This window comes from Formosa sp. S-31 (assembly GCF_051172795.1).
GTDB lineage: Bacteria > Bacteroidota > Bacteroidia > Flavobacteriales > Flavobacteriaceae > Formosa.
In genome coordinates this window covers 267768-283129 of the sequence record NZ_JAENDK010000003.1, presented here as the reverse complement: position 1 = coordinate 283129, position 15362 = coordinate 267768, and the positions used below count along the sequence as shown (strand labels likewise).

Below are 15362 nucleotides of genomic sequence, written 5' to 3'. Positions count from 1 at the left end.
AAAAGTTTTAGGATAAAAAAAGCCTGCTTAACAACAGTATCAAGCAGGCTTTTAAATGAGTTGTCCAAAGAACAATATTATCTGAAGATCGTTTCTTTTCTGTCAGGACCTACAGAAACAATTGTAATAGGTGTTTCTAGGGCCTTTTCTAAAAATACGATATAATCGTTTAATGCTTTAGGTAATTCAGAGTCGTTAGACATTTTAGTTAAGTCTTCGCTCCAGCCTTCAAACTCTGTATAAACAGGTTCTACATTTTCAGGTTCAATATTATAAGGGAAATGCTCAATAACTTCTCCTTTATATTTATAAGCAGTACACACTTTTAAAGATTTAAACCCAGATAAAACATCGGCTTTCATCATCATTAATTGTGTAACACCATTAACCTGACATGCATATTTTAAAGCAACAAGATCTAACCACCCACAACGACGCGGACGACCTGTAGTGGCTCCGAATTCGTGTCCTACTTTAGCCATGGTAGCTCCATCTTCGTCAAATAATTCAGTAGGGAATGGGCCGGAACCAACACGTGTGGTGTAGGCTTTAAAAATACCGAATACTTCTCCTATCTGGTTAGGTGCAACACCTAAACCTGTACAAGCTCCGGCAGCAGTAGTGTTGCTTGAAGTTACGAATGGGTAAGTTCCAAAATCGATATCTAATAAAGAACCCTGAGCACCTTCTGCCAAGATTGTTTTTCCTGATTTTTGAGCCTGAAATACGTATTCTTCTGAATCGATGAATGTAAGCGATTTTAAAACTTTTACAGCTTCAAAGAATTCTGTTTCCAGTTCGGCCAGGTCGTATTGAATTTCAGCATCGTAAAAATCAATCATGGCTTCGTGTTTGTCGGCTAAAGATCTGTAGCGCTCTTTCCAGTCGCTTAATTCTAAATCACCAACACGTAAACCATTACGTCCGGTTTTGTCCATATAGGTCGGGCCAATACCTTTTAAGGTAGAGCCGATTTTAGCTTTTCCTTTAGATGCTTCGCTGGCAGCATCTAATAAACGGTGTGTTGGTAGAATGATATGTGCTTTACGAGAGATAAGTAAAGACTTCTTGTAGTCTACACCCTGCTCGTCCAGTTTATCTAATTCTTTTTTGAAAATTACCGGGTCGATAACTACACCATTACCTACAAGGTTAGTAGCATCGTCGTGAAAAATTCCAGAAGGAATAGTGTGTAAAACGTGTTTTTTACCGTTAAAAACTAAGGTGTGGCCTGCATTTGGACCACCTTGAAAACGGGCAATAATATTGTATTTAGAGGTAAGTACATCAACAATCTTTCCTTTGCCTTCGTCTCCCCATTGTAACCCTAGTAGTAAATCTACTGCCATTTTAAAAATATGTTATTTGTTTGTAGTTTTTCTGTTGCCATAAAAATAAAGGGAGTGGTTTTTAATTTCGATATCAAAAACTTCCTCTATGGTCTTTTTTATGGATTGAATTCGTGGATCGCAAAATTCGATAACCTCTCCGGTATCGGTAAGGATAACGTGATCATGCTGTTTGTCGAAATACGATTTTTCGTAGTGCGCCTGATTTTGACCAAACTGATGTTTTCTAACCAGACCACAGTCTAAAAGCAGTTCTATTGTATTGTAAAGTGTAGCACGACTCACTCGATATTTTTTATTCTTCATATTTAAATAAAGAGATTCTATATCGAAATGTTCTTCACTATTATATATTTCCTGTAATATAGCATAGCGTTCCGGTGTTTTTCGGTGCCCTTTGTCTTCTAGAAACTTAGTGAAAACATTTTTTACAATGTCCTGATTTTTTGTATCTGTTTTTGTACTCATAATTTCACCGCAAATTTACATTAATTTTTAGACTCTAGACACTTTATCTATACCATTAATTTTTTTAAGATTGGTCATTAATTTTGATAACATGGAATTATTCTTGACAATCACGTTTATTTTACCGGAAAAAAGACCGTCATCGGTTTGAAAACTGATACTTTTTATGTTAACATGCATGTTGGCTGAAATGATTTTGGTTACTTCATTAACCAGCCCCATGTTATCTATACCAGATAAAATAATCTGTGCAGCAAACTCTTCCTGAGACGAGTCTATCCATTTAGCCTGAATAATTCTATAAGCATAATTGGATTGCAAAGAAACGGAGTTAGGACAATTTTTCTTGTGTACTTTTATACCTTCATTTACCGTAACAAAACCAAAAACAGGGTCACCAGGAATTGGGTTACAGCAACTTGAAAGTTTATAGTCCAGTTTTTCTTCCTCCTTACCAAAAACCAGTAAATCGTATTTGGAGGTCACTTCATCTTTATCCAGCTCCTCTTTAGAAATATTGGCACGACGTGTAATTTTGTTTTTGAAGAAACTAACTAAAGCGTTGCTTCTGGAAGAGGCATATCCTTTTAACATGGTGTTGTCTATAGAACCAACGCCAATACGATAAAAGAGGTCCAGACTGGTTTTTAGTTTAAAATAATTTACCAGTTCATTAATCGATTTCTCGTTTAAATCGATTTTTAGTTGTTTTAATTTACGACGTAAAATTTCTTTACCATCCTCGCCAATGCGTTTTTTCTCTTCTTTTAGTAAAGATTTAATTTTACTTCTGGCTCGTGCTGTAGTAGCATATTCTAGCCAGTTTGCATTTGGCTTGGCTGTTTCCGAGGTTAAAATGTCTACCTGATCTCCACTGTTTAATTTATAACTCAAGGGTACCAGTTTTCCATTAACTTTTGCTCCTCGGGTATGCATACCCACTTCGGTATGGATGTTAAAAGCAAAGTCTAGAGGAGTAGCGCCTTTTGGTAAAGATTTTAAATCGCCCTTCGGTGTAAAGACAAAGATTTCTTTAGAGTATAAATTGAGTTTAAACTGCTCTACAAAATCAACGGCGTTGGTTTCGTTACCCTCAAGCGCTTCCTGAAGTTTTGCAATCCAGGCATCTAAACTGTCTTCTTTATTATCTTCCTGTTTGTATTTATAGTGCGCAGCATAACCTTTTTCGGCTATTTCATTCATACGTTCACTACGAATCTGAACTTCTACCCAGCGACCTTTAGGTCCCATAACAGTAATGTGCAGGGCCTCGTACCCTGTGGATTTAGGTGAAGAAATCCAGTCTCTTAATCGTATAGGATTAGGACGGAAGTGGTCTGTAACTATTGAATAAATTTTCCAGGCAATAAATTTTTCGTTTGCAGGATCGCTTTTATAAATGATTCTAACCGCAAACTTATCGTAAACCTCGTCGAAAGATACGCCTTGTTTCAGCATTTTTCTACGAATGGAAAAAATGGATTTAGGGCGACCTTTTACGGTATAGCTTAATCCTTCTTTGTCCAGAGATTTTTCTATTAGGGCGTTGAACTCTCGAATGTATTCGTCCTGTTCCTCCTTACTTTCTTTAATTTTATTAAGGATGTCGTAGTAAACTTCTGGCTCGGTATATTTTAAGCCGAGATCTTCTAATTCAGTTTTAATATTATACAGCCCGATACGGTGAGCCAGCGGTGCATAAATGTACAGGGTTTCGCTTGCAATTTTCACCTGTTTGTCGTCTCGCATGGATTCCATAGTCTGCATATTGTGCAAACGGTCTGCAATCTTAATAATGATAACGCGAACATCATCATTAAGTGTAAGCAACATTTTTCTGAAATTTTCTGCCTGAAGGGAGACGTCTTCCATATCTTTTTGCATGGAAGAAATTTTGGTAAGTCCGTCTACAATTCTGGCTACAGTTGCACCAAAGAGTTTTTCAATATCTTCTATAGAATATTCGGGACAATCTTCAACAACATCATGGAGTAGGGCTGCAGCAATGCTGGTAGCGTCCAATCCAATCTCTTTAGCTACTAGTCTTGCAACTGCTATAGGATGAAAAATATAAGCCTCTCCAGATTTTCTGCGCTGGGTTTTATGGGCATCGACAGCAACATCGAAAGCCTTTCTAATTAGCTTTTTATCATCGTCAGAAAGGGTTCGGTAACTTACTTTTAAAAGGTCTTTGTAAGCTTTTGCAATCGCTGCATTTTCTTGTTCTATCTCGGCATCTGTCATAAAATTAAAAGTAGTATAAAGAAAAATAACTTACAACAGTTTAACTGTTTTTTGAGTTATTGTAAAATGTGAATTGGGCTACGAATTATTTAAAATAGTCAGGATGTCTTTCATCCCTTCGGTAGCTGTTTTGGAAATAATATAAACCCCGTTATTTTTCATATTATTCGGTTTGGGGTCTATATAATAAATAGGAATATCCTGAGGAGCATAATGCATTAAAGATGCAGCGGGATACACCTGCATGGAAGTTCCTATAATTATAAGAATATCGGCGGTTTGGCAAATGTTAATAGCTTGGTCCATCATAGGAACGGCTTCTCCAAACCATACAATGTGTGGTCTTATTTGATGACCGGCCTTACACAGGTCTCCAAGTTTTATGTCTTCACAGTGTTCAAAAATATCCTGTTCGTTGTAGCTGCTGCGGGCTTTAAGGAGTTCTCCATGCAGGTGAATAACACGAGAGCTACCGCCGCGTTCATGTAAATCATCTACATTTTGAGTTATAATGCTAACTTTAAAATATTTTTCCAGTTCAGCCAAGTGTTCATGGGCATGGTTGGGTTCTACCTCCAATAGTTGTCTTCGGCGCTGATTGTAAAATTCTAAAACCAATTCGGGATTTTTTGCAAACGCCTCTGGCGTGGCCACTTCTAAAACATCTTGTCCTTCCCACAGTCCGTCAGCGTCTCTAAATGTCTTTAGACCGCTTTCGGCACTAATACCTGCTCCGCTCAATACAACTATGTGTTTCATAACTTAAAAATAAGAAATTTTTATAAATTCGAAGATTCTATATTTAGACCTTATTTTTCATGATAGACAAAGCACTTTTAGACCATTTAGAATCTCTTTTAACGCCGGAACGCAAAGCGCGTTTTGATGCTATTTTACCTCAACGGACTAAATATTTTACCGTCGCTACGGAAGATGTGTACCAGTTACATAATACCAGCGCAGTAATACGAAGTTGTGACGTTTTTGGAATACAGGAAGTTAACATTGTTGAAGAACGAAATTCAAAAAAGATAGATCGGGAAATAGCTATGGGCGCTCAGAAATGGGTGGATTTGAATCGGTATAATCATGTTAAGGATTGTATTACAGATTTAAAGCGCAAGGGGTACCAGATTGTAGCTACTACGCCTCATGAAAAAGATAATGAATTGCATAATTTTGATATATCGAAACCGGCCTGTTTTTTCTTTGGAAGAGAAACTGAAGGTTTGTCTCAAACGGTTTTGGATGAAGCTGATAGTTTTTTGAAAATCCCTATGGTAGGATTTACTGAAAGTTTAAATATATCGGTCTCCGCAGCTATCATTTTACAGCATGTAACAACAAAATTAAGAAAGTCCGATTTAAACTGGCAGTTGACGGAAAAAGAACAATTGGAGAAACGCCTGGACTGGATTAAGAAGACTCTGAAAAGTTATGATGAGATTGTTGAAAGGTTTTATAAGAATTAATCAGTAGCTCTAATTGAATCATATTCAGCAATTCTTGTGTTAAACTCTTTACTAAACTTCATTAATGAATCCAGTAGTATTATTTGATTTTGCTCTTTTAGTAAGTCTTCATTAAGGTGTTTTGTATCGCAATAATCGAAAAATAGAGGGATGTGATTGGTTTTTATATTTAAACTGTTTGTTAAAAGGGTTTTATTGAAAAACGTACTGGAGTTAAATAGCGTATTCAGGTTTTTATAAGTTATTGATTTTATAGGTGCTTCTTTAGTTTTTTTAGATCTAAATAAATCTATAATTGGTCTTATTAGTAAGGTTAAGTCTCCTTTTGCGTTTGGTGTTGAGCTGTATAAATAAGGTCTGTTTTTTATGTCGTTTTGTATTTGAGTAGTGAGATTCGTTTGGTACTTTTTACTATCAAACTTAGCTGTGTTACTCAGGTTTACTGTGCTAAGAGTGTTAACCAGAATATCTACTTCAATAACATTTATAGTGTTAAAATGTTGGTCTTGTACGATAAGTGTTTGAGGTTTATAAAATTCTGATGAAAATAGGATAGTATCATTAACAGATGCTTTTATCGTAAAATCACCATCTTCATTAGTATAGGTATAATCGTATGAGTTAAGGTTGAAAACACCTATGTTTTTTACTTTAGATTTATAATCGTACACTTTCCCTGTTATGCTTTGTGCGGTTAAGGTTATGGGAAATAAATATAGGAGTAGGAGTTTTAGTTTGGTCATTAAACACAAATATGTAAGTTAATTCGGGTTTAAAGTAGAGTTTTGTAAGATTTAGTGTATGTTTTTTATGAAAGTTTAACGAACTAATTAACTTATTTTTAGGTTTTTGAGTGAACAAAAAAAGGGTTGCCATTTGGCAACCCTTTTTTATTTTGAATATCTTGATTATTTATTTTCAATCCATGCTCTGGCGTTAACAAAAGCTTCAACCCAAGGCGATACTTCGTCTTGCCTGTTGCTAGGATAGTGTGCCCAGTTCCATTGGAATGTAGAACGCTCAATGTGCGGCATCGTTACTAAGTGACGACCTGTTGTATCACATAGCATAGCGGTATTATAATCTGAACCATTAGGGTTGTGTGGATATTCCGCGTAAGCGTATTTTCCAACAATGTTGTATTGGTCTTCAGATTTTGGTAAGTTAAATTTACCTTCACCGTGAGAAATCCAAACGCCTAAAGTGCTTCCGGCTAAACTTGATAGCATTACCGAGTTGTTTTCCTGAATAGTTACAGAAGTAAATGAACTTTCGTGTTTATGAGAATCGTTATGAACCATTTTACCATGAACATCATGCTCAGGGTTAATCAATTCTAATTCCATCCATAACTGACAACCGTTACAAATACCAACTGAAAGAGTGTCTTCACGTTTGAAGAAGTTTTTAATCACTTCGTTTGCTTTTTCGTTGTATTTGATGGCTCCGGCCCATCCTTTAGCAGAACCTAAAACGTCAGAGTTAGAGAATCCACCAACAGCACCTAAAAACTGAATGTCTTCCAATGTTTCACGACCAGAAATTAAATCGGTCATGTGAACGTCTTTTACATCGAACCCGGCTAAGTACATCGCGTTGGCCATTTCACGCTCAGAGTTGCTTCCTTTTTCACGTAAAATCGCTGCTTTTGGTCTTGGCTTACTCGCATCGATTACAGGAAGTTTTCCTGTAAAGTGACTTGGGAAGGTGTACTGTAATGGTTGATTTTTATAGTTGTCGTAACGGTCTTGTGCTAAACCGTTAGCCGTTTGTTTTTGGTCTAACAAGAATGATGTTTTGTACCACATATCACGTAAACGAGATACCGTCATGGTAAATACATCGGTTCCGTTGATGATGCTTAGCGTGTCTGATTCTGTTACTTTACCAATGTTGAAGAATTCAATATTAGCAGCAGATAATACAGTTTCGATTGAAGCATCTTGCGACTGAATTACTAAACCAGCATTTTCAGCAAATAATACTTTAAATGAATCGTTTTCAGCTAAAGCCGTGATATCTAATTCAGCTCCTAAATTGTTATCAGCAAAACATAACTCTAATAAGGTCGTAATTAAACCACCTGAAGCCACATCGTGACCAGCAACAATTTGTCCGTCAAGAATTAATTGTTGAATGGTGTTGAATACGGTTTTAACGTAAGCAGCAGATTGAACATTTGGTGTATCGTTACCAATTTTGTTAACTACCTGAGCAAATGAACTTCCACCTAATTTAAATTTATCTTGAGATAGGTTGATGTAATACACATCGCCAGCACCTTTTTGGAATACAGGCTCAACCACTTTATTAATATCAATACAGTTGGCTGCCGCCGAAATGATTACAGTACCTGGAGCAATTACCTCTTCGTTCGGGTATTTTTGCTTCATGGATAACGAATCTTTTCCAGTTGGTACGTTGATACCTAAATCAATCGCGAATTCTGAAACGGCTTCAACAGCTTCATATAAACGTGCATCTTCACCTTCATTTTTACAAGGCCACATCCAGTTTGCCGATAAAGATACATTTTGTAATCCGTCTTTTAAAGGTGCCCAGATAATGTTAGTTAACGCTTCAGTAATCGAGTTTCTACTTCCAGCCACCGGATTGATTAATCCTGAAACAGGAGAGTGCCCGATAGAGGTTGCGATACCTTCTTTACCTTTGTAATCTAAGGCCATCACACCAACGTTGTTTAATGGAATTTGTAATGGTCCAACACATTGTTGTTTGGCTACTTTTCCACCAACACAACGGTCTACTTTATTGGTTAACCAGTCTTTGGAAGCTACAGCTTCTAATTGTAATAACTGGTCTAAATAATCGTAGAAGTTTTCTTTGTTATAAGCAACATCGGCATAATTGCGGGCTACTTTTTTATCATACATATATGTTTTTGGAGAACTTCCAAACATATCATCCATGGCTAAATCCATTGGTTTGTGTCCGTTGGTTTTAGACTCAAATGTGAAACGGTGATTACCAGTGACGTCTCCAACGGTGTACATTGGCGAGCGTTCACGATCGGCAATTTTTTGTAATGTTTCAATATGTTTTTCGGCAATCACTAATCCCATACGTTCCTGAGATTCGTTACCGATAATTTCTTTATCTGATAATGTAGGGTCTCCTACAGGTAATTTATCTAAATCGATATGTCCACCAGTTTCTTCAACTAATTCACTTAAACAGTTTAAGTGTCCACCAGCACCGTGATCGTGGATAGAAACGATGTAGTTTTCATCGCTTTCAACCATACCACGAACCGCATTAGCAGCACGCTTTTGCATTTCAGGGTTAGAACGTTGTACGGCGTTTAGCTCGATACCTGATGCAAACTCTCCAGTATCGGCACTTGATACCGCAGCACCACCCATACCAATACGGTAGTTTTCACCACCAAGAATAACTACTTTGTCACCAACTGTAGGAGTTGCTTTTAGGGCTTGGTCGGCTTTGCCGTAACCAATACCTCCAGCTTGCATAATGACTTTGTCGAAACCTAATTTTCTGGCATCTTCTTCGTGCTCAAACGTTAATACCGAACCACAGATTAAAGGCTGACCGAATTTGTTACCAAAATCAGAAGCTCCGTTAGAAGCCTTGATCAAGATATCCATTGGGGTTTGGTATAACCACTTGCGCTTGTCCATAGCTTGTTCCCAAGGACGATTTTCTTCCAAACGGGAGTAAGACGTCATATAAACCGCAGTTCCTGCTAAAGGTAACGATCCTTTACCTCCAGCCAAACGGTCACGAATTTCACCTCCTGAGCCTGTTGCAGCTCCGTTAAAAGGCTCTACAGTAGTCGGGAAGTTGTGTGTCTCCGCTTTTAATGAAATAACAGATTCGAATTCTTTAGTTTCGTAAAAATCTGGTTTATCAGCTGTTTTAGGAGCGAATTGCTCAACAACAGGCCCTTTTACAAAAGCCACGTTGTCTTTATATGCAGAAACGATATCGTTAGGATTGGTTTCAGACGTTTTACGAATCATTTTAAATAATGATGTCGGTTTTTCTTCACCATCAATTACAAATGTTCCGTTGAAAATTTTGTGTCGACAGTGCTCACTGTTTACTTGTGAGAAACCGAAAACTTCAGAATCGGTTAACGGACGCCCAATTTTTTTAGAAACACCCTCTAAGTAAGCGACTTCTTCGTCACTTAAGGAAAGTCCTTCCTGAATGTTGTAAGCAGCAATATCTTCAATATCCAGAATAGGTTCTGGCTTGATGTTTATTGTGAATGATTCTTGGTGTAATCCGTTGAATTTTTCAGAAATCATAGGATCATACCCTTTGAAATCTTCAGAAACAGCTTCGAATTCCTCAATTCGAATGATGTCTTCAATACCCATATTTTGAGTAATTTCCACCGCATTGGTACTCCAAGGCGTAATCATAGCCGCTCTTGGCCCAACAAAAAAAGCATCCAATGATGCTTGCTCTATTTTAGGCTGGTTGCCAAATAACCAGGTTAATTTTGCAATGGTTTCGGTTGATAATTCTTTTGTTGTTTGAACGGCAAAAACCTTACCGGTTACGTTTCCAAAGAAATGAATCATTTTAGATGTATTATGGTTGTAATTTTGAAAATGCAAAAATACACTTTTTTAGTCATTTAAGTGGCATTTTTTGAGAAAGCCTTTTCGATTAATTTATACATTGATTTTCAGTGTTTTTAAAAGTATTTATTTAGTAGATTAATTACTGAAGTTCGATAGCTTTTTCCAAATAAATTTAGATGAATTAACAGGTAATACAATTGATAAATATCTATGCGGTTTGAAGTGAATTTATCTGCAGGAATAATTTTGTGATATGCGTCATAGAAGTCTTCAGAGAATCCACCAAAGAGTTTGGTCATGGCAATATCAACTTCATGATGGCCAAAATACATAGCCGGATCTATGAGGTATGGGATGCCGTCTGTTGAAATTAGGTAATTCCCGCTCCATAAATCACCATGTAAAAGCGAAGGTTTTATATTTAGAAAGAAAGGCTCTAACTTGTCTGATATTTGTGATTTAGAAGGACATTCACACTCTAAAAGTAATTGGTTTTGGAGGGCTAATTGTAGTTGAGGATACAACCGTTCATTAACGTAAAATGCGTTCCAGGAATCAGAGGGCTTATTAAATTGCTTAAGACTGCCAATAAAATTGTCTTGTTTTAAACCAAAATAAGAATTCGTGTTTTGATGGAGTTCGGCAAGTTGTTCTCCTAAAATTTTAAAGTTTTTTTGTGTTGGTGATTTACCTTCAATATATTCCAGAAGTAAATACGAGGTGTTTTGGAAAGTAGAATAATCTATAACATCTGGTGTAGACATAGCATTTGTATTAGCAATAGTTTCAAGCGCTCCAGCTTCAGATTCGAACATGTGTAATGCATTTGAAGCTGAATTAGTTTTAAGAAAATAATTTTTATTGGGTGTTATTATTTTAAATGCCGAAGAGATATCGCCGCCGGTTACCGAATGTATTGATGTAATAGATGTATGTAAGCGGGTTGAAATATGTGAGATAAATTCCTTGTCCATAGAGTAAAAATAAAAAAGACCATCGAGAGGATGGTCTTTTTATTAATGGATTTATAGTTTATTGTTTTATAAGCTTTTTAGTAATGCTTCCCGAATCTGAACTCAATTTCATTACATAAACACCTTGATTGAGTTGGCTAACGTTTATTGTTTTTGAGTGAGCAGTTAGGTGTTGTTTTAAAATTACTTTGCCTAAGATATTATAAATTGTTACATCAATATCTTTAGTGGTGGAAATATAAACTAAGTTATTTTTAGCCGGGTTAGGATATATTTTTACTTTGGATAAAGTATCGTCTTCAATATATAAAGTTTCGTAACAGGTCCACGAGACATCATCGAACATGGCTCTACTATCTGGTATGCTATTATTTGTAAATTTAACACTTACAATGCCTCCAACATTTATATTATCTAAAGTTGTAGTTGTAATATCCTGACTGTACGGTATTTCACCAACTTTGTCATCGTTTACATATACATCAAAAGTTCCGGAGTCGCCACTATATATTTGGCGAGTAGTTACTGTTAATTGTCCAATTCCTCCAGTAGTGGTTGGAGCAATTAATTCACCATTTCTAATAGTAATTACTTTACTGTTGTTAAGAGTCTCGTCTATTCTGGCCTCCGTTGCTTTCCAGGTTAATCCATTATCTCCAACCCAGTTTCTATCTACGTATTGTGAGTCATAGTATCCTTGAGTACTGGTAAGGTTGGTAAAGGATTCTGAAATACAATACTCGATATTACTTGCTTCGGTTGTTGTTACAGTAATGGACTCACTTTCTTCCGAAATATTTCCAGAGGTATCTGTAGCGTATACACTTACGGTATAGGTAGTTTCTGGAATAAGGCCTTTAATTGTTATGGTATTAGAGTAGGCGAAACTATAGAATGTACCATTAAAATTTATAGAATAAGATGCTACAGCAACATTATCTGTAGAAGCTGTCCAGTCTAAAGTAAAACTTGTAGATTCGATATTGGATGCCACAAGATTTGTTGGTGTTGTTGGTGCTTCAGTATCGTTAGTCCCAAAACTACCCCAGGTGTTTTCAGCAACCGGACCTCCCCAGATTGCGGTTGCCAGATACGGGTTGTCTATAAACGGGTTTCTGTTACCTTGTGCGTAAGTGTTAGAGGTATTGTCGTGATATGTGTTTCGTTGCATTTCAAATGAAGAAACAGGGTCTTCTACATTCCATTCTAAAAACAAATCAATCATGTCATCTGGAGTAAATTCAGAGGTTCCAAATCCTACATTAGAAGGCAAACACTGCTCTCCATATCTTAAATACATATACATTATTATTCTGGCACAATCACCTTTCCATTCATCTCCCGGATACCAGCCATTATTTGAAAAAGCGGAGTGGCCACTGCCTTTGGCGTATTTTAAGTTGTTGCGGTCTGCATTTCTGTCGATATCGCTTGGTCTTAACATTTGTGCGTCTGCACCTGGACCTTCTGTTCCTAAATTGGGAGTGCCTAAAGATTTAGGGTAAATATGCTCCCGGTTCCAGTCGCCTGTATTTCCGCCATTGGTATTTTTATTTCTGGACCGGTCGGTAGAATAGTTATTGTCCGTATCGTCGTAACCATAAACCAGCAGAACATTGTTGGCGTTGTCAGGATCTTCATCGGTAACTTTTAAAGCACTCCAAACTTCAGTATAGGTAAGTGCTTTAGAGTGTTTGCTGATTGTTAAGTTGCTTAATTCTGTTTTTAATTCCAAACCGGTTTTACTAAAGTCAACAGCACTGTAATACGATTGAAGTTCTTCAGGCGGCGTTAACTGGGCATAACTTACCAGAGTTGAAAGTGTAATTAAAAAAGCCAGGTAAAATTGTTTCATGTACATTGTGTTTTGTTAAAAAGTATTGATTAATAGATGTAAATAAATTAAAAAGCCAGAAAAGACGTGGTCTTAACTGGCTTTTTATTTAACTCATATCCCAATGGATTTATTTTCGCTTTAATAAGGCCATATAAAAGCCATCAAATCCGGATTGATGCGCTAAGACTTTTTCATCTTTTACAAAAGTAAAATCTTTTCCAGCTTCAGAAGTTAAGAAAGTGTCAACTTGTTGTTGATTTTCTGAAGGTAAAACGGAACAGGTAGCATAAACCAATTGGCCGCCGGATTTTACCATACGGGAATATTTTTGTAAAATTTCCTGCTGGGTAGCTCTAATACGGTCCAGAAACTGTGGTTCTAGTTTCCATTTAGCATCTGGGTTTCTACGTAAAACCCCAAGTCCTGAACAAGGGGCGTCAATTAATACACGATCGGCCTTATCGTAAAGTTTTTTTATCACTTTAGAAGAGTCTATGTGTCGTGTGTCTATATTATGAGCACCATTACGTTTGGCTCTTCGTTTTAACTCATGCAATTTATTAGCATAAATATCCATTGCTATAATCTGACCTTTGTTTTGCATGATAGAAGCCAGGTGTAATGTTTTACCACCGGCTCCTGCACAGGTGTCCACCACGCGCATTCCTGGTTGTACATCAAGATAATCGGCAACTAATTGCGAAGAGGCATCCTGTACTTCAAACAACCCGTTTTTAAAGGCTTCTGTTGTAAATACATTTGCGCGCTCCTTTAACTTTAGCGCTTCAGGATAACCTTTTATAAATTCAGTTTCTATGTTAATGTCAAAAAGTTCAGCCTGTAATTTTTCTTTGGTTGTTTTAAGGGTGTTTACTCTTAAAATAACATCGGCCTGTTCATTAAGTGCTGCAATTTCTTTGGTCCATACAGCTTCTCCTAATTCCTGAACTCCTATAGCGTCTATCCAGTCAGGTATAGATTCTTTAAACTTTCTTGTTCTGGAAAGTTCATCAAATCGCCCTTTTATTTTACGGGTAGGGGTTTGGTCAAAATATTTCCAGTCCGGTAATTTAATGCCTTTTAAGGTAGCCCAAACAGCAAACATGCGCCATATGTTATCCCTGTCAAATGGTTCTTTAACTTCAGCTATTTCTGCATATAAACGTTTCCATCGAACAATATCGTAAGTCGTTTCGGCAACAAAAGCTCGATCCCGACTTCCCCAGCGTTTGTCTCGTTTTAATAATTGTTGAACTACTTTATCGGCGTAAGCTCCTTCATTAAAAATTTGCATTAATCCATCTACTACCGCAAAGCATAAATTTCTGTGTAATCGCATTTTTTGTATTTAAGCCTACAAAGGTAAGTTTAATTAATTATTTTTAGCTAAAAATTTAATAAATGCGACTAATTACTAGTGTTTTACTTTTATTGGTATTATGTGCCTGTAATAAAGAGAAAAAGATTCAGGATAAACCGATTACAGAAGTAGAGATAGAAGATTTATTTACAGATTCTTTAAGTATTCGGGCTATTGAGCTTATGGGGGATGGAAGTCTGGCTTTTGCTGCTGATAAAGGAACTTTCGGACTTTATTTCCCAAAAAAGGATGCGTGGGTAACTTCTGTTCAGGTTTACGATTCGGTACCGCTTCATTTTAGAGCAGTAGCACATACAACAAACGATTTTTTTATGCTGAGTATTGACAACCCAGCCTTATTGTATAAAACGGGTGATGATGGTAATATGAAACTGGTGTATAAGGAAGAGGGAGAAGGCGTATTTTACGATGCTATGACCTTTTGGAATGATATAGAGGGGATTGCTGTGGGTGATAGTGTGAATGGTTGTTTATCTATACTTATTACTCGAGACGGGGGTGAAACCTGGAATAAAGTACCTTGTGCTGATTTGCCGGAGTCGGATGCTGGTGAAGGTGCTTTTGCAGCGAGTAATACAAATATTAAGGTGTTGGGAAATATGGCCTGGATTGTAACTACAAGCGGGAATGTGTATACCACCAATAATAAAGGAGAGTCCTGGCAGGTGGTTAAAAGCCCGATGATTAATGCAGAACCAACGCAAGGTATTTATTCAGTAGATTTTTACGATGAGAATATTGGAGTTGCAGTAGGTGGGGATTATACAAAACCAGATGCTAAAACTGCAAATAAAATGAAAACTACAGACGGAGGAAAGACCTGGACTTTAGTTGCTGATGGAGAAAATCCATCTTATAAAAGCTGTGTGCAGTTTGTGCCAGACAGTAAAGGCAAACAATTAGTGGCAGTTGGGTTTAATGGTATGGATGTTTCTAACGATGGTGGGCAAAGCTGGACACATTTAAACGATGAGTCTTTTTATACTTTACGATTTGTAAACGACAGTCTGGCTTATGCTGCAGGACAAAATAGAATTTCTAAATTACTATTTAAGTAATAAAA

At 36.8% G+C, this 15362-nt stretch carries 11 protein-coding genes; 2 read left to right on the top strand and 9 right to left on the bottom strand.

The genetic code is table 11. The features are described 5' to 3' along the window. Window positions 1-77: 77 nt before the first annotated feature. The 4 genes from I3217_RS05675 to I3217_RS05660 all read right to left on the bottom strand — a co-directional run bounded on the left by I3217_RS05675 (window position 78) and on the right by I3217_RS05660 (window position 4820). A complete protein-coding gene (locus I3217_RS05675) occupies window positions 78-1349 on the bottom strand; it encodes an adenylosuccinate synthase (protein WP_435048779.1) in 1272 nt (423 codons plus the stop codon). Between the two features lie 12 nt (window positions 1350-1361). Further along, window positions 1362-1817 (bottom strand): Fur family transcriptional regulator, encoded by a 456-nt coding sequence (locus tag I3217_RS05670; RefSeq protein WP_435048778.1) that lies wholly within the window; start codon window positions 1815-1817, stop codon window positions 1362-1364. Between the two features lie 27 nt (window positions 1818-1844). After that, window positions 1845-4061, bottom strand: a complete 2217-nt coding sequence (locus I3217_RS05665; RefSeq protein WP_435048777.1) for a RelA/SpoT family protein — start codon at window positions 4059-4061, stop codon at window positions 1845-1847. A 78-nt stretch (window positions 4062-4139) separates the two neighbouring features. Continuing rightward, window positions 4140-4820 (bottom strand): SIR2 family NAD-dependent protein deacylase, encoded by a 681-nt coding sequence (locus tag I3217_RS05660; protein WP_435048776.1) that lies wholly within the window; start codon window positions 4818-4820, stop codon window positions 4140-4142. 59 nt (window positions 4821-4879) lie between these two features. Between I3217_RS05660 and I3217_RS05655 the strand changes: the two genes are divergently transcribed. Beyond that, on the top strand, window positions 4880-5533 hold the full coding sequence (locus tag I3217_RS05655) for a TrmH family RNA methyltransferase (protein WP_435048775.1): 654 nt from the start codon (window positions 4880-4882) through the stop codon (window positions 5531-5533). On the opposite strand, the gene I3217_RS05650 is transcribed toward I3217_RS05655, so the two are convergent. The 5 genes from I3217_RS05650 to I3217_RS05630 form a co-directional block, all read right to left on the bottom strand. After that, window positions 5530-6276 (bottom strand): hypothetical protein, encoded by a 747-nt coding sequence (locus I3217_RS05650; RefSeq protein ID WP_435048774.1) that lies wholly within the window; start codon window positions 6274-6276, stop codon window positions 5530-5532. The genes I3217_RS05655 and I3217_RS05650 overlap by 4 nt on opposite strands. Window positions 6277-6441: 165 nt before the next feature. Further along, window positions 6442-10104 carry a phosphoribosylformylglycinamidine synthase gene (gene purL / locus I3217_RS05645; RefSeq protein ID WP_435048804.1) on the bottom strand — a complete coding sequence of 1221 codons (3663 nt, stop codon included), beginning with the start codon at window positions 10102-10104 and terminating at the stop codon, window positions 6442-6444. Between the two features lie 116 nt (window positions 10105-10220). Then, window positions 10221-11081 carry a fructosamine kinase family protein gene (locus I3217_RS05640; RefSeq protein ID WP_435048773.1) on the bottom strand — a complete coding sequence of 287 codons (861 nt, stop codon included), beginning with the start codon at window positions 11079-11081 and terminating at the stop codon, window positions 10221-10223. Between the two features lie 58 nt (window positions 11082-11139). Further along, complete coding sequence (locus tag I3217_RS05635) at window positions 11140-12936, bottom strand: endonuclease (RefSeq protein ID WP_435048772.1); 1797 nt, start codon at window positions 12934-12936, stop codon at window positions 11140-11142. Window positions 12937-13045: 109 nt separating this feature from the next. Beyond that, window positions 13046-14257 (bottom strand): RsmB/NOP family class I SAM-dependent RNA methyltransferase, encoded by a 1212-nt coding sequence (locus I3217_RS05630; protein WP_435048771.1) that lies wholly within the window; start codon window positions 14255-14257, stop codon window positions 13046-13048. Between the two features lie 62 nt (window positions 14258-14319). On the opposite strand from I3217_RS05630, the gene I3217_RS05625 reads away from it, so the two are divergent. After that, complete coding sequence (locus tag I3217_RS05625) at window positions 14320-15357, top strand: WD40/YVTN/BNR-like repeat-containing protein (protein ID WP_435048770.1); 1038 nt, start codon at window positions 14320-14322, stop codon at window positions 15355-15357. Window positions 15358-15362: the final 5 nt, after the last annotated feature.